15 protein-coding genes are annotated in these 25,735 nt (G+C 72.7%); 4 read left to right on the top strand and 11 right to left on the bottom strand.

Annotation, left to right across the window (positions count from 1 at the left end):
* Positions 1-46: 46 nt before the first annotated feature.
* Together ACE4Q9_RS03940 and ACE4Q9_RS03935 are read right to left on the bottom strand one after the other, a co-directional pair.
* Entirely contained in the window at positions 47-1,861 is a 1,815-nt protein-coding gene (locus tag ACE4Q9_RS03940) for a non-ribosomal peptide synthetase (protein WP_397982814.1), read from the bottom strand.
* Positions 1,858-8,019 carry an acyltransferase domain-containing protein gene (locus ACE4Q9_RS03935; protein WP_397982813.1) on the bottom strand — a complete coding sequence of 2,054 codons (6,162 nt, stop codon included), beginning with the start codon at positions 8,017-8,019 and terminating at the stop codon, positions 1,858-1,860. The genes ACE4Q9_RS03940 and ACE4Q9_RS03935 overlap by 4 nt, the downstream gene beginning before the upstream one ends.
* Before the next feature lie 666 nt (positions 8,020-8,685).
* Between ACE4Q9_RS03935 and ACE4Q9_RS03930 the strand changes: the two genes are divergently transcribed.
* The gene (locus ACE4Q9_RS03930) at positions 8,686-10,044 is read left to right on the top strand and encodes an MFS transporter (RefSeq protein ID WP_397982812.1); all 1,359 of its coding nucleotides are present in this window, start codon (positions 8,686-8,688) and stop codon (positions 10,042-10,044) included.
* Between the two features lie 416 nt (positions 10,045-10,460).
* Here ACE4Q9_RS03930 and ACE4Q9_RS03925 read toward each other — a convergent pair whose 3' ends face one another.
* The 5 genes from ACE4Q9_RS03925 to ACE4Q9_RS03905 form a co-directional block, all read right to left on the bottom strand.
* Positions 10,461-11,240: a DUF1206 domain-containing protein gene (locus tag ACE4Q9_RS03925; protein ID WP_397987109.1), complete on the bottom strand. Its 780-nt coding sequence runs from the start codon at positions 11,238-11,240 to the stop codon at positions 10,461-10,463.
* A 124-nt stretch (positions 11,241-11,364) separates the two neighbouring features.
* Entirely contained in the window at positions 11,365-12,240 is an 876-nt protein-coding gene (locus tag ACE4Q9_RS03920; RefSeq protein WP_397982811.1) for a GAF and ANTAR domain-containing protein, read from the bottom strand.
* A 546-nt stretch (positions 12,241-12,786) separates the two neighbouring features.
* Entirely contained in the window at positions 12,787-14,748 is a 1,962-nt protein-coding gene (locus ACE4Q9_RS03915; protein ID WP_397987108.1) for an ATP-binding cassette domain-containing protein, read from the bottom strand.
* A gap of 394 nt (positions 14,749-15,142) precedes the next feature.
* Entirely contained in the window at positions 15,143-15,964 is an 822-nt protein-coding gene (locus ACE4Q9_RS03910) for a hypothetical protein (RefSeq protein WP_397987107.1), read from the bottom strand.
* Positions 15,965-15,969: 5 nt separating this feature from the next.
* Positions 15,970-16,632: a papain-like cysteine protease family protein gene (locus ACE4Q9_RS03905; protein ID WP_397982810.1), complete on the bottom strand. Its 663-nt coding sequence runs from the start codon at positions 16,630-16,632 to the stop codon at positions 15,970-15,972.
* Between the two features lie 250 nt (positions 16,633-16,882).
* On the opposite strand from ACE4Q9_RS03905, the gene ACE4Q9_RS03900 reads away from it, so the two are divergent.
* Together ACE4Q9_RS03900 and ACE4Q9_RS03895 are read left to right on the top strand one after the other, a co-directional pair.
* The gene (locus ACE4Q9_RS03900) at positions 16,883-17,878 is read left to right on the top strand and encodes a hypothetical protein (RefSeq protein WP_397982809.1); all 996 of its coding nucleotides are present in this window, start codon (positions 16,883-16,885) and stop codon (positions 17,876-17,878) included.
* A 150-nt stretch (positions 17,879-18,028) separates the two neighbouring features.
* A complete protein-coding gene (locus ACE4Q9_RS03895; RefSeq protein WP_397982808.1) occupies positions 18,029-18,499 on the top strand; it encodes a flavodoxin family protein in 471 nt (156 codons plus the stop codon).
* A gap of 52 nt (positions 18,500-18,551) precedes the next feature.
* Here ACE4Q9_RS03895 and otr(A) read toward each other — a convergent pair whose 3' ends face one another.
* A complete protein-coding gene (gene otr(A), locus ACE4Q9_RS03890) occupies positions 18,552-20,537 on the bottom strand; it encodes a tetracycline resistance ribosomal protection protein Otr(A) (RefSeq protein WP_397982807.1) in 1,986 nt (661 codons plus the stop codon).
* A 297-nt stretch (positions 20,538-20,834) separates the two neighbouring features.
* Here otr(A) and ACE4Q9_RS03885 point away from each other — a divergent pair, with 297 nt between their 5' ends.
* The gene (locus ACE4Q9_RS03885; RefSeq protein ID WP_397982806.1) at positions 20,835-21,704 is read left to right on the top strand and encodes an NAD(P)H-binding protein; all 870 of its coding nucleotides are present in this window, start codon (positions 20,835-20,837) and stop codon (positions 21,702-21,704) included.
* Positions 21,705-21,755: 51 nt separating this feature from the next.
* Here the strand turns inward: ACE4Q9_RS03885 and ACE4Q9_RS03880 are convergent, their stop codons facing one another.
* From ACE4Q9_RS03880 to ACE4Q9_RS03870, 3 genes are all read right to left on the bottom strand, one after another.
* Positions 21,756-22,259: a VanZ family protein gene (locus ACE4Q9_RS03880; RefSeq protein WP_397987106.1), complete on the bottom strand. Its 504-nt coding sequence runs from the start codon at positions 22,257-22,259 to the stop codon at positions 21,756-21,758.
* Positions 22,260-22,492: 233 nt separating this feature from the next.
* A complete protein-coding gene (locus ACE4Q9_RS03875; protein ID WP_397982805.1) occupies positions 22,493-23,155 on the bottom strand; it encodes a DUF4230 domain-containing protein in 663 nt (220 codons plus the stop codon).
* Between the two features lie 380 nt (positions 23,156-23,535).
* The gene (locus ACE4Q9_RS03870) at positions 23,536-25,701 is read right to left on the bottom strand and encodes a DUF4157 domain-containing protein (RefSeq protein ID WP_397982804.1); all 2,166 of its coding nucleotides are present in this window, start codon (positions 25,699-25,701) and stop codon (positions 23,536-23,538) included.
* Between the last annotated feature and the right edge of the window lie 34 nt (positions 25,702-25,735).

The raw sequence follows: 25,735 nt of genomic DNA, 5'->3' as shown, positions 1-25,735 counted from the left end.
TCAAGTGGGGTTGAAGAAAAGCTGAGTTACCGGTGCAGCGGCTCGCTCAGTTGCCGGTGGCGGAGGCGCGGCCGCGCAGTGCGGCGCGGCGGACGGCGGCGCGGCGGCGGGCCGACTCGACCGCCTCGGGGACGGCGTCGCCGTCCTCGTCGAGCCAGCGGCCCAGGGAGTGGATGTCGCGGAAGCGGAAGAGATCGGGCACCCGGACGCGCCGGTCGAAGCGCCGGGTCATCAGCCGGGCCAGCCGCACCAGCAGCAGTGAGTCGCCGCCGAGGTCGTAGAAGGCGGCCCGGACGTCGATGCCCGCCGGGTCCAGCCCGAGCAACTGGCCCCAGATCTCCGCCAGCGCCACCTCCGTCGGCGTGCCCGCGGCCGTCACGGGCCCGGCGTCGGCGGCCGGCGGTTCGGGCAGCGCGGCGCGGTCGAGCTTCCCGCCCGGCGTCAGCGGCAGCTCGTCCAGGACCACGATCGCCTGCGGCACCATGTACTCGGGCAGCTCGGCCGCGAGCTTGCCGGTGACGGCGGCCTGGAGCCCCGCGTCCAGCCGGGCGCCGCCCCCGGCCGGGCCCTCGGTCACGACGTAGCCGACGAGCCTGCGGCCCCGTACGACGGCCGCGGCCTCCCGGACCTCGGGGCAGCCGGTCAGCCGGGCCTCGACCTCCTCCAGCTCGATGCGGTGGCCGCGCACCTTGACCTGGTTGTCGGTTCGGCCGACGAACTCCAGTTCGCCGCCGTCGGTCGCCACGACGACATCGCCGGTACGGTACATGCGCCCGTCGCCCGCGAACGGGTCCGGCAGAAACCGTTCGTCGGTGGCCTCGGGCCGGTTGAGATAGCCGTGCGCGACGCCCGCGCCGCCGAGGTACAGCTCACCGGGGACACCGGCCGGCACCGGCTCGCGGTTCTCGTCCAGTACGTAGAGCCGGGCACCGGCCGCCGGCGCGCCGATCGTGGGCTCGCCGGTCCCGTCCCTCGGCACCGGACCCAGCGTGCAGAACACGGTCCCCTCGGTGGGGCCGTAGGCGTTGAAGACCTCGGCGCCGGTCTCCGCGTACACCCGGTCCACCAGCTTGCGGCGCAGCGGCTCGCCGCCGAACACGACCGTGCGCAGGTTCGGCGGCAGGCCGCCCGCGTCCAGCAGGGCGTTCGTCACCGACGGGATGGCGTGCAGCAGGGTGACCTTGTCCGCGTACGGGCTCTCCGGCAGGTGGACGGTGCTCTCCACCAGCACGAGGGCGGCGCCCCGGCTCAGCGCCGGGAAGATCTCCATCATGGACATGTCGAAGCAGATCGAGCTGGCCGCGGAGACACCGCCGAGGTCCCGGTCGCCGAGGACCCGGTCCCAGGCGGACAGCATGGCCGCGCAGCCGCCGTGCCGGATCGCCACGCCCTTGGGCCGGCCGGTGGAGCCCGAGGTGTAGATCACGTAGGCGGTGTCCTCGGGCACGACCGGTACGGGCTTCTCGCCGGGCTCGGTCGTCACGGCCGCGTCCAGCACGACCAGGGTCGGGCCCGCCGGGCAGGACGCGCGGGACGCGGGCGTGGTCAGCAGCAGGTTCGTGCCGCTGTCGCGGACCATGAGGTCCAGCCGCTCGGCCGGGTACCTCGGGTCCAGCGGCACGTAGCAGGACCCGGCGCGCAGGACGGCCAGGATGCCGACCACCAGGTCGGGTGTGCGCTCGACACAGACGCCGACCGGGACTCCGGGCCCCGCGCCCTCGGCGCCCAGCCGTTCCGCCAACGCCCTTGATCGCTCGTCCAGTTCGCGATAGGTCAGCACGCCGGCGTCGGAGTAGACCGCGGTGGCGTCCGGGGTCCGCTCGGCCTGGGCGACGAACCTGGTGTGCAGGGTCTGGGTCACTGGTCCGTCTCCTTGAGGCGCTCGCCCGGCGCGATGGCGTCGAGTGGCAGTCCGGGATGGGCGATCGAGTCGAAAAGCACGGTGCGGTAGAGCGCGAGCAGTGCCGTCACGGTCCGCTTCTCCAGGTAGCTCGGTTTGTACTGGACGTGTCCGACCACCTCGCCGCCGATCTCGGCCATCGAGATCTCCAGGTCGAACTTGGCGAGGTGCCTGCGAACCGGCAGCGGCTCCAGGGGCAGCGCGCCCTGCGGCGCGATGGTGTCGCCGATGCCGTGAAAGAGCTTCACGGAGCGCGGAAAGGCGTCCGCGGAGAGCCAGTTGAGGACCACGTCGAACCACGGCGAGCGGCCCTCGGCGCGCGGAGGCTTCAGTTCGGCCGCCAGCAGGTCGAGCGGGTAGTTCATGTGCTCCAGCAGTCCGAGCGAGAACGCGTGCACCTCGCGCAGCAGCTCCCTGAAGGCGCGGTCACCGACCGGTTTCGCCCGCACTAGCACCGTGTTCAGGTAGTAGCCGATCGCGGACTCCCAGCCGGGCTCGCCGCGTTGGGCGATGGCGGTGGCGAGTACGGAGTCCTCGACGCCGGCCGCGCGGTTGAGCGTCGCGAAGAATCCGGCCAGCACCACGGTGCTCACCGACACCCCCTCGCGGACCGCGAACTCCCGCAGTCTCCGGCTCTCTTCGGCGCTCCAGCGGAAGGTGAGGTCGCGGCCCTCGTAGGTGACGCCGGGCGGGCGCTCCACGGGGGACAGGTCGAGATGGGCCGGCGGGTCGGCGAGCTGCCGCGACCACCACTCCAGCGCCGCCTCGGCCGCCGGGCCGGCCAGCCACTGCCGCTCCCACTCCACGAACTCGGTGTACGGCGCGACCGGTTCGCAGGCGTCGGGGTCAACGCCCTCGTAGAACCGTTGGAGTTCGCGGATCATCACATCGGCCGAGGCCGCGTCCGAGGCGATGTGGTGGACGAGGACCAGCAGATAGTGGTCGGCCGGACCCCGCCTCATCAGGACGACGCGCACCAGCGGCCCGTTGTCCAGGTCCAGCGGCATATGGCCGTAGACGGCGAGTTCCTCGCGGGCCTGCTCGTCGTCGAGGTGGGTGCTGTCCGCGACGAGGAACTCGTACTCCGGCTCGTCGAGGATCACCTGGTACGGGCTGCCGCCCGCCTCCGCGAAGATCGTGCGCAGCGCGGGATGCCGCCGCATCACGGTCCGTACGGCGCGCTCCAACGCGGGCGCGTCGACCTCGGTGCGGACGCGGGCTGCCACCATGAAGTTGTACGGCACGGCGTCCGGCGCGATCTGCTGCATGAACCACAGCGAGGCTTGCCCGTGCGACGCCGGAGCCAGCTGGAACCGCAGTCCGTCGGCGCGGAGTTGATCGAGGGCGGGGGCGTCGGTGGGGTCGAGGAGACCGCGCCCGGCGAGTTCGTCCAGGAGTTCCTCGGCGTCCAGTTCGGAGAGGGTGTCCAGCGGGGTGCGGGGTGGGGCGGGGGCGGGCTGGGCCGGAGTGGGCGGGGCCTGTACGGGGGGTGCCGTCGCCTGCGGGACCTGTGCGGGCGCACCCGGTGCGACCGCGGAAGTCCCGGCCGCCGCCGCCCCCGCGCTCGCCTCCACGCCCTCGCCCGCCCCGCCGACCACCTCACCGAGATGGCCCACGATCTCGGAGATCGTCCGCCCGTCCAGGAACACCACCGGCGACACCCGCTGTCCGAACAGCGACTGCACCCGGTTGACCAGCCGGATGGCCAGCATCGAGTCGAGGCCGAAGTCGCGCAGGCTCGACCCCGCATCGAACCGGTCCTCCGGCACGCCCAGCACCTCGGCGATCTCGGCGAGGATCAGCTCCTCCACCGACCTGCTCGGCCCGCTCGCACCCACCGGCTCGGCCGCCACAGCCGCTATGGCGGCAGCGGGGCGAGCCGGCGCACCCGCCGCAGCCGGTACGGCAGATGCGGCTGACGTGGCCGGTGCGGGTACGGCGGCGTCGACGCGCGGCGCGGTGTCCAGCCAGTAGCTCTCCTTCTGCCACTGCACCAGTGGGGTCTCCACGACCTCGGCATCGTCGGCGAACAGCGCGTCGAAGGTCAGCGGGACGCCCCGGACGTGCAGCGACGCGACCGCCTCCAGCAGACAGCGCGTGTCGCTCTCGCCGCGCCGCAGGGAGTTGACCGCGTGCACTCGTGCGCCGCGGGTCAGCGCGATCTCCTCGACCGCGCCGCGCAGCGTCTCGTGCGGGCCGATCTCCACGAAGACGCCGACGCCGTCCTCGACCAGCGCGCCGATCGTCTCGGCGAACCGGACCTGGTCGCGCAGGTTGTGCGCCCAGTAGTCGGCGTCCAGGACCGGGTTGACGGCCCCGGCGAGTGCCGTGGAGTGGAAGTCGATGCTGCCGGTCGACGGGTCGATGCCGTCGAGAAGTTCACGCAGCGGCCCGGTCAGCGGGTCCATTCCGGGGCTGTGCACCGGGCGTTCGACCCGGATGTTCCTGGTCGAGATCCCGGCCGCCCGCAGGTCCGCCTCCAGGGCGCGGACCGCCTCCGGCGATCCCGAAACCGCCGCGCTGGTAGGGCTGTTGACCACGGCGACGGCCGCGTGCCCGGCGTACGGCGCGAGCCACGGCAGCAGCTCCCGCTCCGGCAGGTCGACCGAGATCATGGCACCGGGGGCCGCCTTGTGTTCGAGCAGACGCGACCGCGCCACGACGACCCGTGCGGCGTCGTCCAGCGACAGCGCTCCCGCGACACACGCGGCCGCGACCTCGCCCAGACTGTGCCCGACGACGGCGGCCGGCCGGATGCCGAGCCCCAGCCAGACCCGCGCCAGCGACACCTGGAGGGCGAACAGGACCGGCTGCTGGAAGTCCATCTCCGCGAACCGGGCCTCGTCCTCCGACGCGTCGAGCTGTTCGAGCACCGAGCAGCCGCCGGCCACGCGCACGGCGGTGTCGCAGGCGTGCATCCAGGTGCGGAACCCGGCGTGCGTGCGCAGCAACTCCCGCCCCATGCCGACCCATTGGGTCCCGCCGCCGGAGAACACCAGCGCCACCCGCCGGTCGGCGTTGCCGGACACCGTGCCGGCGAGGACACCGGGGTGCGGGCGGCCGGCGGCTATGTGCGCGAGCCCGTCCAGCACGTCCTGACGGCCGGCGGCGAGCAGCGCCACCCGGTGGTTGAGGTGGGTGCGCCGGGTCGCGAGCGTGTAGGCGAGGTCGGCCACCCGCAGGCCCGCGTCGCCTTCGACGTGGTTGGACAGCGCCCGGCAGGTGTCGGCGAGCGCGGCCGCCGAGTGCGCCGAGACCGGTACGAGACACAGGGCCCCGTCACCGGCGGGGGCGCCCTGGACCGGGGCCAAGGTCCGGGCGGGAGCGCCCTGGACCGGTGTGGCGTGCCGTCCCCGGTCACCCGCGAGGAACGGACTCGGCGTGACAGGATGCCCGGCGGCGTACAGCGCGCCGAGCGAACCCAGCAGCGTCTGGGCCTCGTCGGCGCCGCGCCGCAGCGAGGGCAGGGTGGCCGCGTCGAGGAGCTGCGAGGCGGCCTTGAGCAGGAGCGGGTGCGGGGAGAGTTCGACCACCGCGTCGATGTCGTACCCGCGCAGCGCCGTCAGGGCGCGCACCACCTGGATCTCGCGGCGCAGGTTGTCCGCCCAGTAGTCGGGCCCGAGTTCGGCGCCGTCGACGCGTTCACCGGTGACCGTCGAGATCATCGGGACGCGGGTGGTCCGCGGCCGCAGACCGTCGAGTTCGGCGCGCAGCGGGGCGAGGACGTGGTCGACCAGGGGCGAGTGGGGTGCGTGGCCCATCCGCACCCGATGGGTCGTGACGCCCTGGCCGGTCAGCCGCTGGACGAGCGCGTCGATCTCCTGCGGGGTGCCGGTGACCAGCGTGGCGTCCGGCCCGTTGTGCCCGGAGACGGCGAGCCGTCCGGTCAGGTAGGGCTGGACGGACGCCGCGTCGGTCGTGACGACGATGCCCTCGCCGCGGCCGACCGCCAGTTGCTGGAGCAGCCGGCCGTGGCAGGCGGCGAGACGCGAGGCATCCTCGAAGTCGAGCGCCCCGGCGATGTGCGAGGCGGCGAACTCGCCGACGCTCTGGCCCACGACGACATCCGGTTCCACACCCAGGGAGCGCCAGGTGTCGGCCAGCGCCACCTGCATGCAGAACAGCAGCGGCTGGAAGACGTCCATGTCGTCCAAGCGCCCGTCCGATGACAGGAGGTGGTCGACCACGGAGAAGCCCAGGAGTTCCCGCATCCGACGGTCGGAGCGCATCATGGACCGCCGGAACACGGGCATCGAGGCGAGCAACTGCCTCCCCATGCCCACCCATTGGGAACCGTTGCCGGAGAACAGGAAGGCCACCCGCGGCCGGCGCCCGTCCGCCTGCCCGGCACTGAGCCCGGCGGCCGTCGTACCGGCGGCGAACGCGTCGAGCTGCGAACGGAGTTCACCCATGTCGCGGGCGGCGGCGGCGAGCCGGAACCTGCCCTCGCCGGGCACCCGGGCGCAGACCGCCCGCAGATCGTGCTCGTCCCGCAGCGCACGGGCCCGTTCGGCCAGCGCCTCGGTGGAGTCCCCGGCCAGCAGCAGGAGCCTGCCCTCGGGGCGCGGCAGCTCCTCGACGGCGACATGACAGATCGCGCCGCCGAACCCGAACGAGCTGACGCCCCCGCGCCGCGCGTCGGACCGGCGCGGCCACGCGGTCAGCCGGTCCTGCACGGCGAGCCCGTACTCGTCGAAGAGGATCTGCGGGTTCGGGGCGGCGTAGTGCAGGCTCGCCGGGAGCACCCCGTTGCGGATCGACAGCGCCAGTTTGACCAGCCCGACGATGCCGGCCGCCGCCTCCAGATGCCCGACGTTCGACTTGACGGAGCCCAGCCGCAGCGGCACCGGCCGGTCGCCGCCCAGGACCGCGCCGATGGCGTTGGCCTCGATCGGGTCGCCCAGCGGCGTCGCGGAACCGTGGCACTCGATGTAGTCCACGAGGGCCGGCGCGATCCCGGCCCGCCGGTACGCGGTGCGCAGCATCAGCTCCTGCGCCTGGGGACTCGGCGCGGTCATGCCGTTGCTCAGCCCGTCGTTGTTGGCCGAACTCCCCTTGATCACGCAGTAGACGGGCAGTTCGCGTTCGAGGGCCACGCTGAGCGGGGCGAGTACGACGACCCCGGCGCCCTCCCCGCGGACGTAGCCGTCGGCGCGCGCGTCGAACGGCTTGCAGCGGCCGTCCGGGGCGAGCGCGCCCATCGCGTCCATGGCGGTGTAGTAGTCGGAGACGAAGCTCAGGTTCACGCCACCGGCCAGCACCAGCTCGCTCTCGCCCATCCAGATGGACTGGCAGCCGAGGTGGACCGAGACCAGCGATCCGGCGCAGGCGGCGTCGATGGCCATGCTCGGGCCCTGGAGCCCGAGGACGTAGGAGACCCGGTTGGCGATGATGCCGTCGTGCATGCCGGTCGCGGTGTGCGGGGTGATCTGGCTGCCGGGGCCCCGGTAGTGCGCCAGCGCCGCGTAGTCACCCCAGCAGGAGGCCATGAACACGCCGGTGTCGCTGCCGACCAGGCCGAGCGGCGGCACACCCGCGTCCTCCAGCGCCTCCCAGGCCAGCTCCAGGATCAGCCGCTGCTGCGGGTCCATCTGCACGGCTTCCGTGGGCGAGATGCCGAAGAACAGCGGGTCGAACCGGTCGATGCCGTCGATGAACCCGCCGTAGCGCACCGAGTCGCCCAGCAGCCCGCGCCGCGCGGCCGGCACCGGCCCCACCGCGTCGCGCCCCTCGGTCAGCAGCCGCCAGAACGAGGTGGGATCGGGGCCGCCGGGGAAGCGGCAGCCGATGCCCACGATCGCGACCGGCTCGTACGAGGGGCCACGGCGGTCCCGGCCGGGGGCGGTGGCCTCCGGCGCGGCGGGCGGACCCTCGACCAGTGCCCGGCTCAGCTCGTCGACGGTCGGATACTGCCACATCCAGGTGACCGGAACCGGCCGGCCGAGGAACGTCGACAAGGAGGCGGCGAGCGTCGCCGCCTTGGCCGAATCCAGGCCGTACTGGTGCATCGGCGCCCAGCGATCCACCGCGTCCCTGGAAACGTCCAGCAGCTCCACGAAGCGGGAAAGCAGGAAATCGGTGACGGCGCGCACATCGCGCGCCCCGCGCTCTTGGGGCATGTCGCCTCCTCGGCAAGGCGGATGGAAGGGACCGGACGGCCGGCCCGGAAGCGGGAGATGGATCACGGACACAGAGGTTCGTTCAGCCGCGCCGCGCGCCCGACGCGTCACCACACACGCGAAATCAGCCAACAGGCTCTGAAAGGAAAGGGGTTGGAGGAAGGCCCGAGCGATCGTGCGTCCGTGGCCGGCGGACGGCTAACGGCTCACGCTCGACGGATCGTGCGGCCCCGTACACACCGGCGGAACCGACGAGAACCCAATGACTGCACTGAACCGCCCTCGTTGAGTCATCCCGACAGAATCAGCTCACGGTCAGTTGCGTTGACTATGGCGACATGCACGCGGAACCCCCCGCCCGCACGGCCACCGCCGACGGGAGTCACGGTCCGCTTCACCCGGACGGACCGCCTGACGAGGTGCTCACCCGATCGGCGAACGTCAGCCTGCCATCCGGTGACGGGTGGGGCAAGAGTGCCTGCTGGCCGGAATCCGCACTGGCAAGAATTGACTCCCGTGTGGCTGGTTCGCCGGCTTGCGCGGTGGCGGACCGTATGAACTGCGCCGTGTTTCAAGCCACTTGGAATGCGGGCGATTGACCTGGGTGGGACGTGGTGATCGTCTTAGGGAGTTCGTGTCCCGCGCGGGAGAGGGAGCAGCACCGCCATGCTCAACACATCGGCACAGGGCCGGGCCTTGTCGTACCGGCCGGGCCTCGCCCTCGGGGTGCTGGCCGGGGCGCTCGCCCTGGACCTCAGCGGCATGGCCGTACTGAACGCGGCCCTGCCGTCCGTCGGGGCACGCTTCGACCTGCGCGACACCACGCTCCAGTGGGTCATGACGGCCTACTCCGTCACCTTCGCCGGATTCCTGCTGGTGGGCGGCCGGCTGGCCGATGTGTTCGGCCGGCGCCGGGTCTTCGAGGCCGGGGTCGCGCTGTTCACGGTGGCCGCGCTGGCCGGGGCGCTGGCGCCGGACGGCGCAGTGCTGCTCGCCGCGCGGGCGGTCCAGGGCATCGGCGCGGCGCTGTCGGGCCCGGCGGCGCTCGCCCTGCTGACCGAGGTGTTCCCGGAGGGGCCGAGCCGGGGCCGGGCACTGGGCGTGTACGCGGCGGTCGGTGCGGCGAGCTTCAGCGGCGGGATGCTGCTGGGCGGCGTACTGACCGAATTCCTCGGCTGGCGCTCGGTGCTGTGGTTCTCGGTGCTGCTCGGCGCGGTCGTGCTCGCGGTCACCCGGTCCGGACTGCCCGACGGGGCGGGCACCCGGGTCCCGCTGGACATGGCGGGCGCCATATCCGGCACCCTCGGGCTCGCGCTGCTCGTCGTCGGCGTGAGCCTGGGCGGGGTGTGGGCCTGGGCGCTCATCGCAGCGGCCGCCGTTTTCCTGGTGGTCTTCGCCGTCCACGAACACCGCACGCCCGACCCGCTGTTGCCGCTCTCCCTCTTCCGTGTCCCCTCGGTACGGCTCGCCACGGCGGCGGCGTTCCTCCAGTACACGGCGTCGGTCGCGATCGTGTTCTTCGCGCCGCTCTATCTCCAGGGCATGCTCGGGTACTCCCCGGTCGAATCCGGCCTCTCCCTGGTCCCGATGTCCCTGACGGTCTTCCTCACCGCCAACTTCGCCACCGGACGCCTGCTGGCCAGGTACGGCCCGCGCGCCCTGATGGTCACAGGACTCCTGCTGATCGGCGCGGGAACGGCCCTGTGGATCACCACCCCGGCGCACGGGAACTACCTGCTGCACGTGCTGCCCGGCCTGGTGATCAGCGGCTTCGGCCAGGGCCTGAACTTCCCCGCCATGACCACCTCCGGCCTCACCGAGGTCCCCCCGGACCAGCACGCCGTCGCCGGCGCGGTCAATGTCGTCGCCCAGCAGATCGGCTCCAGCGCGGGCGTCGCCGCCCTGGTCCTCCTCGCGGCGACCACCAGCAGTCGGCTCGGCGGCTATCACCTGGCCTACCTGGTGGCGGGCATCGCCTGCGCGCTCGGCGCCGGGGGCATCGCGCTGGCCCGGCAGCGGACCTGAGCGCGGCTCGCGGCCGCCATGTGAGAAGCGCCGCGGAAACACGGGGCATGGAGTCCGGCGAGCGGGGTATGGGCGCCCAGGTGAACGCAGCGCCCACGATCCGCACGGCGCCCGGCTCCCGTACCTGTGGCGGCCGGCCCGTCCCCGTCCAACCGTGGTCCGTCACCGCCGAGTTCGACGGGAATTACGGTTGCATCGCCGCGGCACGGCGGGAGGCGGTACGGGGCGGGACTCCCTTCCCGTCGCTCCGGTAGTCCGGAGCGCCGAACCCCGCCGGGTGGGTCAGCACGGGCTGGAGATCGTCCTGGCCGTCGCCGAGTCGTACGAGATTCGGCCCGATCCGCCGGGCAAGCGGATCACCGTCCGGATCGCCCTCGCGGACACCGGGGGCGCCGGAACCTGCGGGGCGCCCGCGCTCACAGGCGCTGCCACCGCGCGCCGCACCACGAGAAGACACCGAACGCCATCAAGCCCAGCGCGATGAGGGCCAGCAGCCAGGGGCCGGCCGGCAGATCGCGGAAGGAGCGCAGCGTGTCGTCCACGCCCTTCGCCTCGCCGGGGCGGTGCCGGGCGGCCGCGACGACGGCGAACCCGCCCGCCACGGCGAAGACGAGACCCTGCGCCGTACCGCCGACCACGCCGAAGAAGTCCGTGAACCGCCTGGCCCGCGGGGACATGGCGTCGGTCCGCAGCTGCCGGCGGAACTTCCTGCGCAGCGCCCGTACCGACATCCACAGTCCGATGATCACCACGGTCGCGCCTCCGAGGCCGACGAGCCACTGCCCGGCCGGCCACCGCAGGGCCATGGCCGTGACATCCCGTGTGCTGCGGTCCGAGGACCCGCTGCCGCTGCTCCGGCTGCCGACCGCGTAGGCCAGCACCGAGAAGGACAGGAAGGCGTAGAAGACGCACCGGCCCAGCGACGCCAGGCGCTTCGACGGCTTGCCCGCCCCTGGCCCGGCCCCGCCGAACACCGCCTCCGACAGCCGCCACAGCGCCATGCCGGCGAGCGCCGCGCCGACGATCCAGAGCAGCGCCACCCCGAAGGGCCGATGGGCCAGTTCCTCCAGGGCGCCGCCCCGGTCGGCCTGCTGCCGCCCGCCGTCGCCGCCGAAGGCGATCCGCAGCGCGATGACGCCCACCAGGACGTGGATCAGCCCACGGGCGGCGAAGCCGGAGCGGGCCGCCACCGCCATCGCCTTGCCGTCCGCGGCTCGGCGCACCTCGCCGCGACCGCGGGGTGCCCATGACCGGGCCCATGACCGTGCATCCATATTCCGCCGGTGCCCCGAGGACTCCGGCTGACACCTCGGCGACCGGTCAAGGGCGGGTGGTGGCCATGGCGTGGAGGTGATTGAGGGCGCGGGCGACGGTGCCCCGGTGCCAGATCAGCCAGCGGGCGACCTGGCCGCCGAGGTCGTGCAGGGTGTTCAGCTGGGTGCCGGTGAGGCCCCCGAGGGGCCGCTCGTGGTGGGAGGAGATCATGCCGAGCACGGCGCCGCTCGGGCTGACCAGGGGAACGCTGTGGCAGGCGCGGCTGCCGGCCTGGAGGATGGTCTGCCGGGACCCCTCGTCGAAGGTGGCGCAGGCGGCGACGTCCTGCACGGTGACCTGACGGCCCTCCGCGGCGGCCTGCGCGCAGGACGTCGTGGAGCCCTCGACGAAGGTGAAATAGTCGGTGAAGCGCCTGTTGAGTCCGGTGTGCTTCTCCATGCGCAGCATCCCGTTCTCCACCAGTTGCACATTGCCCATCTCGGCGCCGGTGATGTGCAGGGCGCGGTGCAGGGCGGCCGTGAGGACCGCACCGTGGCCGGCCGGCTGTTTCACGCCGCCCTGGAGGGCTGGCAGGGCCGGCGCGTCGCCGAGCGGCCGGCCCGGCAGCCAGCTCCGGGCGTTCGGCGACGGGGCGGCCGCGTGGACGGCGACGTCGGCGAGGATGTGCAGCTTGATGTTGAACCGCTGGGAGGTGCGGCGCAGCAGATCGAACGCCTCCTGGCGGGACGAGAGCCGGTAGCGGGAGACCAGGAGGTCCTCGGCGCGGGCGATCCCGGCGTGCGCGAGCTGCCGGTTCCGCTCATCGAGGGCGGACGGGTCTTCGAGGGCGAGCGAGGCTCCGGGAGCGCAGGGGCGGCTCTCCGCTTCCCCGCCCGACGCGGCTGCGTCACGTCGGGCGGGCATCTCCTGAAACGCGGTCACCGACTGGCCTCCTTGTCCGACCCCACCTGTCCGAGGCGGTCGCGTCCCGAACGCATGACGCACGCGATGCCTGCCTTCCGAAGCACCCGCCCACACTGTATGCATGCTCCCTCACCCGCCCACCAGACGACCCCCTCGCTCCGACCGGGGCACGGTGGCTCCGTGGCCGGTGAGGTTCCGCCGTCGGTCCCTCGGTCGACGCACCGTAGGCACGGACCAGGTTTCCGGCACACGGGGCGGGCTCAGGGACGGAGTGCGTAGCGGCTCGTCCTGCCGGCTGTTCCAGGCCGCGGTGATGGCACTGGTGGCGAAGTCGATGCCGGTGGTGTGGTAACCGGGCCGGTGGAGGTGGCGGGCGAGGCGCCCTCGCCGGTGCCGGGGTCGGGAGCCGGGCGTCCGCGGCCCGGTCCGAGACGGCCGGCGAGCAGCGCCGCCTCGGCGCCGGCGGCCTCCCGGTACCGGCGTCCGCCGGCCCGGAGCGGCTCCCCGTGGTCGGCGGCGGCCGGAGTGATCGTCATACGGCTCCTTGACGTCGGCGGAAGTGGGTCATGCGGTGTCGGTGACGGTGGGGGAGCCGGGGCGGGGGATGGTGGCGGCGGGGGCGTACTGGGCGGCCTGCGCGTCGAACATCGAGGCGTAGCGGCCCTGAGCCGCCATGAGTTCGTGGTGGCTGCCGTGTTCGACGAGCCGTCCGTGGTGCAGGACGTGGATACGGTCGGCGTGGCGGACGCCGGACATGCGGTGGGTGACCAGGACGACGGCCCGGTTCGGCGCGGCGAGCCGGCGGATGCGGTCGAAGGCGGCGATCTCGGCTTCCGGGTCGAGGGCGGAGGTGGGCTCGTCCACGATGAGCACGCCGTCGGCGTCCGAGGTGGAACTGCGCCAGTGGGTCCGGGCGAGGCCGATCTTCTGCCATTCGCCGCCGGACAGTTCACTCGCGCCGCGGAACATCCGGGCCAGCAGGCTGCGCAGGCCGTCGGGAAGTTTCGCGACGACCGGTCCCGCGCCCGCGTAGTCGACGGACGGCTGAAGGTCCTCAGGATCGGCCGCCCGGCCCGGCCGGCCGATCCGGATGTTCAACGCCGCTGTCACGGGCCAGCGTTGGAAGTCCTGGGTGAGCAGCGCGACGCGCTCGAAGACCTCGGAGCGGTCCAGGGCGGCGATGTCGGCCTCGCCCCACAGCACGGTCCCGCTCTGCGGCAGCAACAGGCCCGACAGCACCTTCATCAGCGTGCTCTTGCCGGAGCCGTTCTCACCGACCACGGCGGTGACCGAGCCCATGGGCAGCGTGAGGGACACCCCGTCCAGGGCAGGAGCCTCACGGTCCGGGTAGCGGTAGGTCACTTTCTCCAGGACGACCTGCCGCACCCGTGCCGGAACGGGATCGCCCCCGCTGGGGATGGTGCGCCGGGCCGCCTCGTCCAGGAACCGGGAGTGGTCGCGGACGTAAAGGGATTCCTCGTGCAGCTGGTTGACGTTCATCACCAGCGCGCCCAGGCTCGCCGAGCCGGACCGGACGGCGATGACGGCGGTCCCGGCCACGGCCAGACTCATGTGCCCGCTCATGATCAGCCAGAACATGGCCGCGTACGTCGCCGCCATGGCGAGGCCGGACAGCGCGGCGGCCACCCACTCGGTGACGGCCTTGCCGGTGGCCAGTCGCTCCTGCTCGGCCTCGGCGCTCTCGGCCATCCGCTCGTAGCGGCTGAGCAGGAACGGCCCGACCGCGTGGATGCGCACCTCCTGCGCGGCGCTGCGCTCGGTGAGCAGGTTGCCGATGAGGCGGCTGGCGCGTACGTGCTCGACCCAGCTCATCACCGACACGTACCGCTCCTGCGCCACCCGCATCGCGCCCCAGCCGCGCGGCGCCGCGATCAGGATCAGCAGCGGCAGCAGGACCGGGTGGAGGACGGTGAGCACGCCGGCCGTGGAGATCAGGGAGATGACCCCGTTCAGCGCGGCCACACAGGCGCTGATCATGCGGCGGGCGGATCCGGCGCCGTACTGTGCGACGTCGATCAGCCGCCGGAACTCCGGGTCCTCGATGGCCTCCAGCTCGACCGACGCGGCGGCGGCCAGGTACCGGGTCGTGGCGATCCGCTCCACCAGCGGTTCCAGCCGGCCCGCCCGCGAGGTCGACCAGCCGGCCAGACCCGAGTTGACGACGGCGGCTCCGGCGGCGGCGAGCAGTCCGGGCAGGACGGCGTGCAGCCGCTGTCCGGGGGTGCCGGAGCCGAGCAGCGCGTGCATGACGGCGTTGACCGCGAGCAACCCGACGGCTGCGGCGAGGCCCTGACCGATCTCGCTGACGGCCACGGTGAGCAGCGCGCGGCGGTCCGCCTGCCAGGCCATCCGCAAGGTCGCTCCGACCAGCCTCGGCATGGAGCGCAGCGCCGACATCATCGTCAGGTCGAGCCGGGCGCGCTCATGTTCCGACCAGCCGAAGTCATAGCGCAAAGGACCGCCGAAGAGCTCCCGCTCGGCGTCGGAGACCTCCGGCTCCGCCATCCGCACGCGTCCGAAGAACCTCCTCACAGCGCGCCTCCCGGAGAGCCGGCGTGACCGGCCACCGAGCCGGGGCGACCGAGATCATCCAGATGTGCTGGTGCCTTGATCAAAGTCAACGTGGTCCCCCTCGGCGCGTATGTGGCTGCTCCTGGGGGTCAACGAACCGGCCGGGATTTCGAACACATGTATTTCGGTCGTGTCGGCAGCGCCGAGATTGAGGGCGCGCCGAAGTGTGCGGGTTGCATCGACCCTTGCGGCCCTTGGGCCGGGGCCCGAGGCGCCGGTGGCCAAAACGCCGAGCCAGGCGACCGGTTCGCCCGTTCGCCTGGAGCGGGGACCGGAAACGGGGCGCGTGAGCGTCACCGTGCCGGTCCCCGCCCTTACTCGTGCGCGGTCACCCCACGACGCGTCGCGCACGCCGGGTGTGGCGGAGGCGGAGGAGCGCGAGTACGGCCGCAGCGGCTGTGGCGGCGGTAACTGCGGCCGCGCTGAACGCCGTTGAGCCGGTGGCGGTGGCGGAGGCCGCATGAGCGCGGGGCGCGGTCGCGGGCGTGCCGTCGTAACCGCCGCCCTTGCCCGCGCGGTCGTAGGCGGAGCCGGGGAGTTTGTCGCCGTATTTCCGGTGGACCAGGCGCTGGTAGGCGGTGAGGGACACCCCCGCCTTGCCCACGGCGTGACGCGCGTCGGGGTCGAGAGGGAGGACGCGGCCGTCGCGCACCACGTACCAGGCGTCGATCTGCGGTTCCTGGAAGACGGTTCCGCGGCCGTGCGCCATGCCGACGTAGTCGGTCTCGTCGCCGCCGGTCGCGATGTTGACGACCTTCCACCCCTTCGCCGTCCGTACCGTCCACAGGGAGGCGACCTGGCCGTCGGCGGAGACCGCCTTGCTCGCGACGAACCGCGGGGCGGCGACGGGAGCGCCGGGGTCCCCGGCGACGAATCCGGGGGTGAGGGAGTAGACGGTCACCGAGGGGCCGGCCAGGTGCGGCCGGCCCGCGGCCGGCCTGATGGCGCCGCCGCGGGCGAAGAAGCGCGAGAGCGTCTGGAGGGTCGTGGGGGTGGTCGCCGCCGCGCGCGCCTGGGCGGTGGCCGTGGCGGTGAAGGGCGCGGGGAAGGCGGCGGGCCCGGAGGCCGCGTGGGCGGAGGCGGGGACGAGTGCGCCGAGGGCCGCGGCGGCGAACAGTACGACGGCCGTGCGCGTGCGGGTCCAGGTCATCTCGGTCACGCTCCGATCCCGTAGAGCGAATGCGTCCACGTGAACGAGTCGTTGTCCACGTAGTAGTCGTAATCGGCCCAGTTGTAGCGGGAGTTGGAGGGCCAGGGGTCGCCCCAGTAGACCTGGCCGGCGGCGGGGTCGTAGCCGTAGAGCACATGCATGTGCCCGCCCCCGGAGCTCCACTCGATGCGTGTCTCGACCGGGCGGCCGGCGTCGATCTCCTTCTGTACGGTGGCGTAGCGCAGGTAGCCCCGCACGTACGTACCGGGGTTGATGCCCATCCAGTCGAGGGCGTCCTGCACATTGCCCAGCGACGCCTGCCAGTTGCCGCAGGGGCTGCCCTGGGGGCGGCCGAACGCGGCGTCGCAGAACTGGTTCTGGTTGTAGTCGCGCCCGAACCACGAGGCGATGGTGTTGCCGCTCGCCGCCCAGCACCAATTGCTGTTCTGCTGCGCCTGCATGGTGATGTTCAGGCGCTTGGCGGTGGCGAGCGCGGGGTGCGCGGCGGCCCGAGGCGCCGCCTGTCGCACGGAGTCGGGTACGGCGTGCGCGGTGGCCGCCGGCAGGAGCGCGGGCGTCAGGACGGCGACGGCCGCAAGGGCCAGCGAAGCCAGCCGTATACGGCCCCGGACGGACGGCCGTATACGGGCCCGGTCGGAGTTGGACATGGCAGTGCTCCCAGTCGGAGTGGGGGTGGCGGTGCGCGTCCGGACGCTGCGACAGCAGCTTTGATCACCCGTCAGGTCCCGGTCAACGGCCTCCTCCGGCGGATGGTGGTGAAGTAAACTTCGCGCGTACGGTTGTGAACGCCCCCGCGGTACCGGGCAGGTGGCGGCCCACGGGCAGCACCCCGTGCCGGGACGGGGAAGTGAACGTTCACTGGAAGGCGAGCACGGGGGCGGGAGAGGGAAGACCCCGATGGCAGCACGAGGCACCGACCCCCACGTCACCCCCCGCTCAAGTGGCCCGGCCCTCGGCCCGTCCCGCCACCCCGCCGCTCGCTCCGTCCCCGAGGCCGAACTCGCCGAAGCCCTGCGCACCGGCCCGTTCGCCGACGCCCTCCGCGCCGCCCTCGCCGCGCGCGGGCTCGCCCTGCACCGTGTGCAGCACCGGCTCGCCCAGCGGGGCATACGGGTCGGCGTGAGCAGCCTCAGCTACTGGCAGCGCGGTCTACGGCGGCCCGACCGGCCCGAGTCGCTGCGCGCGGTCACCGTGCTGGAGGAGGTCCTGGAGCTTCCCCCGCACGCGCTCACCCGCCTGATAGGACCGCGTGCCAACGGCGACCGCCCCCCGGCCCGCCCCTACCGCGCCCTCCTCGGACCCGCCGCCGCGCTCGAAAGGATACTGGCGAGCCTCGCGGCACCGGAGGACGGCGGCCTGCACACCGTGATCCACTACGAGCACGTGCACATCGGCGCCCGCCGGGAGCTGGTCGCGCGGGACTCGCACCATGTCGTACGGGCCCACCGCGACGGCGTCGACCGCTATCTCGCCATCCACCTCGGCGACGCGGGCTGCGACACGGAGCGGGTCCGGGTGCGCGGTCTCGTCAACTGCCGGGTCGGGCGGACCCGGCGCGACAGCGCCTCGGGGATGGTGGTCGTCGAACTCCTCTTCGACGGACGGCTGCGGGCGGGGGAAACGGCTGTCCTCGGGTACCGCTTCGAGGACGGGACCGGCGCGCCCAGCGAGGAGTACGTGCGCGGCTTCACCTACGGCGGCGGCCAGTACACGCTCCAGGTCGGCTTCGACCGCGCCGCCTTCCCCGTCCACTGCCGCCGCTTCACCCGCCCCTCCGCAACCGCTCCCCGCAAGGCGGTCACCAGCCTGACCCTCAACGCCCACGGCTCGGTCCACCTGGTGGAACAGCAGCTACGGCCGGGCATCCTCGGCATCACCTGGGAGTGGGACTAAGTCCCGGTGCTCCCGGGCGACTTGCGGTGATCACCGGTGGCCGCACACCCAGCGCCCGCCGCTGTGTGGCCGCCGTCACGCCTGAGGGATGTCACATCCGGGCCCCGCCGCGCTGTCCTGGTGACGGAAGCGAGAGAAGGGACCGAGAAGATGAAGACCGTCATCGTGTGCGCCTCCGTGTCGCACGGCAATACGCGGCGCGTCGCCGACAGCATGGCCCAGGTGCTGGGCGCCAGGGTCGTCACCCCCGAGCAGGCCGACCCCGCGGAGCTGGCCTGCGCCGACCTCGTGGGGTTCGGGTCGGGCGTCTTCCACAGCAGGCTCCACCCCCGTCTGACCGACTTCGCCAGGGCGCTTCCCGCCGGGCGGGGCCGGGCGTTCGTCTTCGCCACCAGCGGGCTCCCCGAGTTCCCGCTGCTGCCGTTCACCCGCCCCCTGGTCCGGCTCCTCGAAGACAAGGGCTTCGAGGTGGACGGATGCTTCTCCTGCCGGGCGTTCGACACGTGGGCGCCCTTCAAGCTCCTCGGCGGCATCAACAAGCGGCGGCCGGACGCCGGGGACCTGGCCGCCGCGCGGGCGTTCGCCGGCCAACTGCGGGACCGGCGGGGCCCGGCGTCCTGACAACTCCCTTTCGTGCAGTTTCGGTTGGTGCCGCCGAGCGGCACCGGTGGTCTCAGAGCCGTTTGAGCACGTGCAGGATGTACTCGTCCCGGTTCAGCGGGTCGGGCCCGTCGGGCCGCGGCCGCACGGGCGGTCGTCCGGCAGCGGGCCGGTAGCCCCGGTGCTCGGCGAGGAACACCCCCTCTCCCCGCGTCAGCGCGGGAACCCGTTGCCGGAAGCCGTGCACGAGACTGGTCGGCATCGTGCCCTCCAGCCGGAAGACGTCACCCTCGGCCGTGGGTACGCCGGGAGCCGCGCCCAGCTCCGCGAGTTTCGCCAGCACCGGGCTGAGCCGGGTGGCGGGAACCTCCAGCTCGAAGGAGCTGACCGGCTCGTACACCCGCGTCCCGGCCTGCCGGAGGGCGTCCATCAGGACCAGCGGCGTGGCCCTGCGGAAGTCGTCGGCCGCGCTGACCGGGCTGGCGAAACCGGTGCGGGTCAGGGTGACGGCGCAGTCGGTGACCTGCCAGCCGTACAGCCCGTGCCGCAGTGTGGTGTGCACCGCCTCCTCGATGGCCTTGTGGAAGGCCAGCGGGAGCGAGCCCAGTTCCACCGCCAGGCGGAAGGTGATGCCCGTGCCCGGCTCGGCGGGGCCGACGCGCAGACCCACGGTCGCCCAGAAGTAGACGCGCGTGCGCGGGTCCAGCTCGATCAGCGCCTCGCCCCGTCCCACGGGCTTCTCGACGCAGACCGTACGGGTGGGGTCGAAGCGGACCCGTACGCCGAAGGACTCGGCGAGCGTGCTGCCGAGGATCTCCTTCTGCACCTCCCCGTACAGGCGCACCACCGCGCCGGCCGCGTTCTCCTCGTCCTGCCGCAGGTCGATCGAGGGGTCCTGCTCGTCCAGCATGCGCAGCGCGGCGTGCAGCCGCCCGGCGTCCGCCGGGCGCTCCGGCCTGACCACGGTCTCCAGGCTGGGCGGCGCGAAGAAGGCCCGCGGCGGGGGAGCGTCGAGGTGCCCGGCCCGGTCCCCGACCCGTACGTCCTTCAGCCCCCACACCCGCGCGATGTCCCCGGCGCCGGCGCGGGTCTCGCGGGTGTCCGCGCCGTGCTCGAAGACCCGCAGCGCGGTGATCCGCCCGGGGTGCTCGGTGACCCGGCCGGTGTGGTCGACGCGGCGCAGCGTCACCGAGTCGCGGGTGCCCAGCGTGCCGGAGACCAGCCGCAGATACGCGACGGCCTCCCCGCGCGCGCCGCGGTCCACCTTGAACACGGTGGCGTGCGGCGGCCCGTCCGCCGAGTCCACGACGGGGGGCAGCAACTCCCGGATGCCCGAAACCAGTTGGTTCAGGCCCTCGCCGGTCAGCGCGGAGCCGAAGAACACCGGGTGGACCATGCAGCGCGCGGTCTGCGCGGCCAGTTCCGCCGCGTAGTCCTTCTCGGTCAGCACGCGTTCCTCGTCCAGGTAGGCGGCGAGGAACGCATCGTCGTGGTCGGCCAGCAGTTCACCGACGCGGGCCGTGAACTCCGGGTCGGTATCCGGACCGAGCGGGACCGCGCGGGCCTGCCGCGTGCCGGGGTCCGTCACGGCGGACAGCGCCACCGCGGCGGGGGTCAGCCGGTCGCGGATCTCCCGCAGCACCCCGTCGGGACGCGCGCCGCCCCGGTCGATCTTGTTGACGAAGACGAGCGTGGGGATGTTCAGCCTGCGCAGGGTCCGCATCAGGACGCGGGTCTGCGGCTGGACCCCCTCGACGGCGGACACCACCAGGACGGCACCGTCGAGCACCCCGAGCGCCCGCTCGACCTCGGAGACGAAGTCGGAGTGCCCCGGTGTGTCGATGAGGTTGACCTTGAGATCGTCCAGGACGAACGTGGCCACGGCGGACCGGATGGTGATGCCGCGCCGCCGCTCCAGCTCCAGCGAGTCGGTCTGCGTGGTGCCGGCGTCCACACTGCCGGGCTCGTCGATCACTCCGGCGCGGTACAGCAGGCGCTCGGTGAGGCTGGTCTTGCCGGCGTCAACATGGGCCAGGATGCCCAGATTCAACTTGTTCATAAAGAGAGTGCGGATTCCTGTGCGTCGTGATGCGGACCTTTCCTGCCGGGTTCCTGGTCGCCTGCCGCATCGTTCCGCCCTCTCTGACGTCGTGTGGATCCGCCCGACGGTGACGCACACCCACGGGCGTGATCACGTTAGCAAGGACTGCCGCGCGGATCAGGACGTGACGGCGACTACCGGCCAGCGCCGCCGGCCAGTCGGAGCGACCCGTCACCATGCGACGGGAAAGGTGACAGGGGATGTCCGGTTTGGTGCCTAGTGTCGCGTCGCGAGTCAACGAAAGGACGCCAGGCCATGCGTATCGCGGTCACCACGCCCACCGGGAACGTCGGACGTCACGTCGTCGCCCAGCTGATCCGGGCCGGACTCCGGCCCCTGGTCCTCGCCCGCGACCCCGGCCGGCTCGATCCCGCGGTGCGCCGCGAGGTCGACGCCGTCGCGGTCGACCAGCGGGACCCGGACGCGGTCGTCGCGGCCACCGCCGGGGCCGACGCCCTCTTCTGGGTCGACCCCCCGACGACGGGCCCGGACCCGCTCGCCGACTACGCGGCGGCCACGCAGAGCGTGGTGAGCGCCGTACGGGCCAACGGCATCGAACGGACCGTCTTCCAGAGCAGCGTCGGCGCCGAACTGCGCCACGGAGCCGGTGAGATCGACGGCCTCGCCGGCACCGAGACCGCCCTCGACGCGCTCGGCGCCACGGTCACGCACCTGCGCTGCGGCTACTTTTTCAGCAATCTGGAGGCATTTCTCGACGCCATCCGGGCCGGCACGATCCCGGTGATCCTGCCGCTGGACCAGCCCCTCGCCTGGGTCGCGCCGCGCGACATCGCCGAGGTCGCGGTCGCGCGCCTGCTGACGACCCACTGGTCCGGCCGCCATGTCCAGGCGGTCCACGGCCCGGCCGATCTCACCTGGCCGCAGGCCGCCGGGATCGTGTCCGCCGCCGTCGGCCGCCCGCTGCGCGTCGAACGCGTCGACGACGACGCGATGCGGCACCTGCTGCGCGCCTCCGGCATGCCCGACGGCCTGGTCGAAGCGGTCATCGGCATGTCGACCGGGCTGCGCGACGGCTTCGTACCGGAACAGCCCCGCACGGTGCGCAGCACCACCCCCACCACCCTGGCGTCCTGGGCCTACGACGTGCTCCGGCCCCGGCTCTGACGCCCTGAGGGCGGCACGTCCCGGCCGGGGGAGGGGCGGTACGGCTTCCGCTCAGGCGCCCTCACGGCGGGCGTGCACCCGCCCCAGCCTCCGGCCCACCAGCAGGTAACCGATCAGCGCGCCGGAGGTGTTGAGGATGACGTCGTCCACGTCGAAGGCCCGCCCGGTGATCAGGGCGCCCTGGGCCAGCTCCACCAGCAGCATCACGCACGCGGTCAGCAGCAGCACCCGCCAGATGCCCCGGGCCCCCGGCGCGAGCACCGGCACCAGGACGCCGAACGGAACGCCGAGCGCGATGTTGCCGCCGATCTGCTTGACGGCGTCCCGCAGTCCTGGGGCGTCCAGATAGGCCCTGATGGAGCGGCCGGGATGCAGGTTGCTGTGCGCGAGGGAGACCGAAGCCGGGGACGGCGCCAGGGTGAGCTTGGCCAGGACGACGGCGAAGGCCACCATGAGGACGAAGGCGCACAGCATCGCCAGGATCCGCACCGGCAGCGGAAGCACGTGCCGGCGGCGTACGGGGGCTCGCGTCGCCTCACCGGCACGCTCCGCCACGGCGGCCTCACGGGCGTCGGCCTCACAGGGGTCGCCCTCGCCGGCCTTCGCTGCCGCTCCGCCCCGGCCCCGGCCCCGGCGAGTGAACCAGTCGAGGTGGCTCGTCCGGGGCGCGCGGCTGGAAGAGGCGGCGCGTGAGAACAGGGCGGTGCGGGCCATTCGGTCCTCCAGTCGTCAACGTCCCCGAGGGGGAGAGGGGTTGGCGGTGCGGCCGGCGGTCTGCCGGGGGCGGGTCAGGAGCCGTAGGAGACGTGCACCTCCTTGAAGCCGAGGGAGTGCAGCAGGCCCTCCAGCATGTCCGTGGTGTTGCTCTCGGCCCGTGCGGTCAGCCCGCTGTCCTTGGCGGCCTCGGCGATGTGGGACACGGCGAGTTTCTGCACGGCGTGCTCGCTGTCCGGGTTGTCCGAGAACAGGTCGCCCAGCCGGTCGAGGAGTCCGCGCTGCTTGGAGACGGCGTAGGAGTGGTCGGCGTCCAGGGCCGGCTCGCCCAGTCGCGCGTGCGGGAGCCGCAGCGAGGCCGCCGTACGGTCCGCGTTCACCGTCACGTCCTTGTCGCCGACCTTGCCGAGGTCCACGTAGGCGTCCACGGTGCCGGCGCCGACGTACAGGGTGCGGGTGCCGCGCAGGGCGGACGGCAGGTACTTGGCGTCCTTCTCCAGGTCGACGACGACCTGGAAGTCGCCCGAGGCGGCGTCATAACGGCTCATGTCGTTGAGGGACTTGAGGAGCGCGGGACCGGAGCGGTCGTGTGTCCGCGTGCCCAACAGGTCCTTGACGCCCGGCAGTACGGCCAGTCGGATGCCGGCGAACAGCAGCGCGAGCACCAGCACGAAGGCGGTCACGGCCTTCACCCAGCCGGGGACGCGTCTGGGTGGGGGCGCGAGGGGAGTCGTCATCCGGCAGTCCTCCTTCCTGCTGTCCGGATGCCCCCCAAAGCCCGGGCCAGGCATGCGCGTTGAAGCCTGCAGACGGGGAGGGCGCCGAGGGCGGAGGGCCGGGCCAGGCCGAGGCGGAGTACTCCGGGCTGGCCGACGTGCCCGAGAAGGTGGAAGCGGACGGTGCGGACATTCTGGTGGGCGACCCCCGGGCACAGGCGACCGTGCACCTCTGCGCGCGGCGCTGGAGCAGGGGAAGTCCGCCGAGTACCACGCCGTCCTCTACAAGAACCAGCCCGCCGAGGAGGTGGACGGCTTCACCGATGCGCGGCTGCTCCAACCGGCGCACAGGATAAAGGAGTTGCGGGGGCCCAACGGGCACGTCGGTCACGGGAGGGGCCTCACAGGTCCGTCGCCTTCTTGACCGCGGTCCTGCCGGGGTTCGTGAGCCCCAGCCCCATCCGGTCGATCTGCACCAACGGCTTGTTCCCCACGTGCTCCTTCAGCGTCAGGAGGCCGAACGCCGCGTCGAACCGTTCTTCCGTCAGCCCCAGCTCCCTGAACGCCGCCATGTCCCGCAGCGCCTCGATCACGTCCTGCTTCTCGCCCGGAATCCTGAACTTGGACTCCTTCGGCGCAAACTTGAGGGCCGCCATGACCGCCCGTGCGACCGGATCGGCCTTCCATACCGGGCCCGCGTCCGCCACCGCCCGGTCGGACGGCTCACCCGCGGCGCTCGCGGGCCCGTTGACCGGACCGGGGACCGCGGGCGGCGCGAGCTTCAGCTCCTCGGTCTTCTTCCAGTACCGCGCCGACTCCTCCTCGTGGTTCTTGCGGAACCTGTCGAGCGTGTCGGCGATCAGCTGGGAGTAGTCCTGGCCCGTCGCCGGGTTGCGCGGCGCCTTGTGCGGGTCGTAGGCGACACCGAAGTTGGCAGCCATGTCCATCACGAAGTGGTAGCGGTGGATGTCCGTGAGGTCGCGCCGGTAGTCCGTGTACCACAGGGCCAGCAGCGAGTACGCGATGGCCTCCTTGACCGCCGGGTCGGCACCGGTCGCGTCGGCCAGCTTCATCAGCTTCCCCGTGGTCCGCGACGGCCCGAGGGAGACCGGGTAACCGAGCCGGCCGGCGGTCCGCACCTGGTCGTTGAGCTGGTTCGGCGTCGCCATGGGCCCCCGGAACGTGGGGGCGACGGGGGTCCGCTCCAGATCGTCGACGCTCCCGCCCGCCTGGCCCGCCCCTTCGCCCAGTGCCCAGGAGGGCGAGTTCCGCGGGCCCGCGAGTTTCGCCTCGTCCTTGAACACGTAGCCCTTGAACTGCTCCGCGGAGACCGTGACGTACTGTTCGAGCTCCTTGATGCCGTAGAGGATCTCGGCGATGTCATGGACGGCGCTGATGAGCGTGGCGAACCCCTGCGCCTCGGGGTTGCCGAGAATGGCATCCAGGGTCTTCTCGCCGAAGTCGATGTACGGCAGGTAGAGCCGCCGTACCGACGCCAGCTCCGCGATGGTCTTCGAGAGCGCGTCGCCCAGTGCCGTCACCTGCGTGCGCCGCTCGGCGAGCCACGGCCGGAGGTTGTCCGCGACGTATCCGGCCAGTACCTCCTTGATCTTCGCGTCGACGGCCACGTCGTCGGAGATCGCCTTCTCCACCTCGGCGACGGGCAGGGCGTTGACCCGGTCCAGGACGGCGGAGGCGGCCTCGTCCATCGTCGCGTACGAGCGCCCGAGAGCGTCCCGTGCCCCGCGCTTGCTCTTCGCGGTCGCCTGGGGTGTGGACTGCTTCGGGGCCTTGATCCACTCGTCGAGCACCTTCATGATCGCCGGCTTGAGCTTCGTGTCCTCCCAGGCGCCGATCAGGTCCGGGTCCGTCAGGCCCTCCCGGATCTCCATGAACGCGGGCTCCGCCTCCTTCGCCTCGCCCTTGCTCCCGAGGACCAGCACACGCTGCACCGCGGGCCGCCCGGACGGTGCCGCTCCGGACGGTGCCGCCCCGGAGGCATCCGCCGGTATGCGCGCCCCCGGGCCGGCCGGTGATCCGCGCATGACGCGGCGTGCGGTCGCCTCCGCCTCCCGTTCGAAGCGGTCCGACGGATCGGACACCTTGATGCCGTCGCCCGTCTCCGTGCCCGCGACCGGCCCCCGGCGCTGCTGGATGACATGGGTGAGCTCGTGCGCGAGGGTGTGGTCGTCCCCGCCGCCCGCGCCGATGACGATGTGGTTGCCCGAGGTGTAGGCGCGCGCCCCCATGGCGGTCGCGGACGCCCTGGCCCTGGCATCACTGTGGACGCGTACGTCGGAGAAGTCCGCGCCCAGTCGCGCCTCCATGTCGGCCCGCACACCGTCGGCGAGCGGCCGGCCCCCGGAGCGCAGGACCTCGTGGACGGCGGACCGCTGCACCGGCGATCGATCGGCCCGGCGGAGCATTTGTACGACCGCCGCGTTGCCGACCGTGGCCTGGAGCCCGAGCAGTCCGCCCGGCGGGGCGGCGGGGGCGGAGTCGGTTCTGCGGGAAGAGACACGGTCCTTGCCGATCCCGGTGGCTTTGGCGTCCTGGTGATCGTGCAAGGGGTCTCCTCCGGAGTGGAAATGATCAACAGTG

Origin of the sequence: Streptomyces sp. AM6-12 (genome assembly GCF_044327085.1) — a bacterium.
Classification (GTDB): domain Bacteria; phylum Actinomycetota; class Actinomycetes; order Streptomycetales; family Streptomycetaceae; genus Streptomyces.
This window is presented reverse-complemented; position numbering and strand designations above follow the sequence as displayed.

What these genes read in the sequence shown, in the direction of transcription:
- ACE4Q9_RS03935 (WP_397982813.1), bottom strand. Translation starts at nt 8,019, where the DNA reads ATGCCCCAAGAGCGCGGGGCGCGCGATGTGCGCGCCGTCACCGATTTC.
- ACE4Q9_RS03930 (WP_397982812.1), top strand. Translation starts at nt 8,686, where the DNA reads ATGCTCAACACATCGGCACAGGGCCGGGCCTTGTCGTACCGGCCGGGC.
- ACE4Q9_RS03925 (WP_397987109.1), bottom strand. Translation starts at nt 11,240, where the DNA reads ATGGCGGTGGCGGCCCGCTCCGGCTTCGCCGCCCGTGGGCTGATCCAC.
- ACE4Q9_RS03915 (WP_397987108.1), bottom strand. Translation starts at nt 14,748, where the DNA reads ATGGCGGAGCCGGAGGTCTCCGACGCCGAGCGGGAGCTCTTCGGCGGT.
- ACE4Q9_RS03910 (WP_397987107.1), bottom strand. Translation starts at nt 15,964, where the DNA reads ATGACCTGGACCCGCACGCGCACGGCCGTCGTACTGTTCGCCGCCGCG.
- ACE4Q9_RS03905 (WP_397982810.1), bottom strand. Translation starts at nt 16,632, where the DNA reads ATGTCCAACTCCGACCGGGCCCGTATACGGCCGTCCGTCCGGGGCCGT.
- ACE4Q9_RS03900 (WP_397982809.1), top strand. Translation starts at nt 16,883, where the DNA reads ATGGCAGCACGAGGCACCGACCCCCACGTCACCCCCCGCTCAAGTGGC.
- ACE4Q9_RS03895 (WP_397982808.1), top strand. Translation starts at nt 18,029, where the DNA reads ATGAAGACCGTCATCGTGTGCGCCTCCGTGTCGCACGGCAATACGCGG.
- ACE4Q9_RS03885 (WP_397982806.1), top strand. Translation starts at nt 20,835, where the DNA reads ATGCGTATCGCGGTCACCACGCCCACCGGGAACGTCGGACGTCACGTC.
- ACE4Q9_RS03875 (WP_397982805.1), bottom strand. Translation starts at nt 23,155, where the DNA reads ATGACGACTCCCCTCGCGCCCCCACCCAGACGCGTCCCCGGCTGGGTG.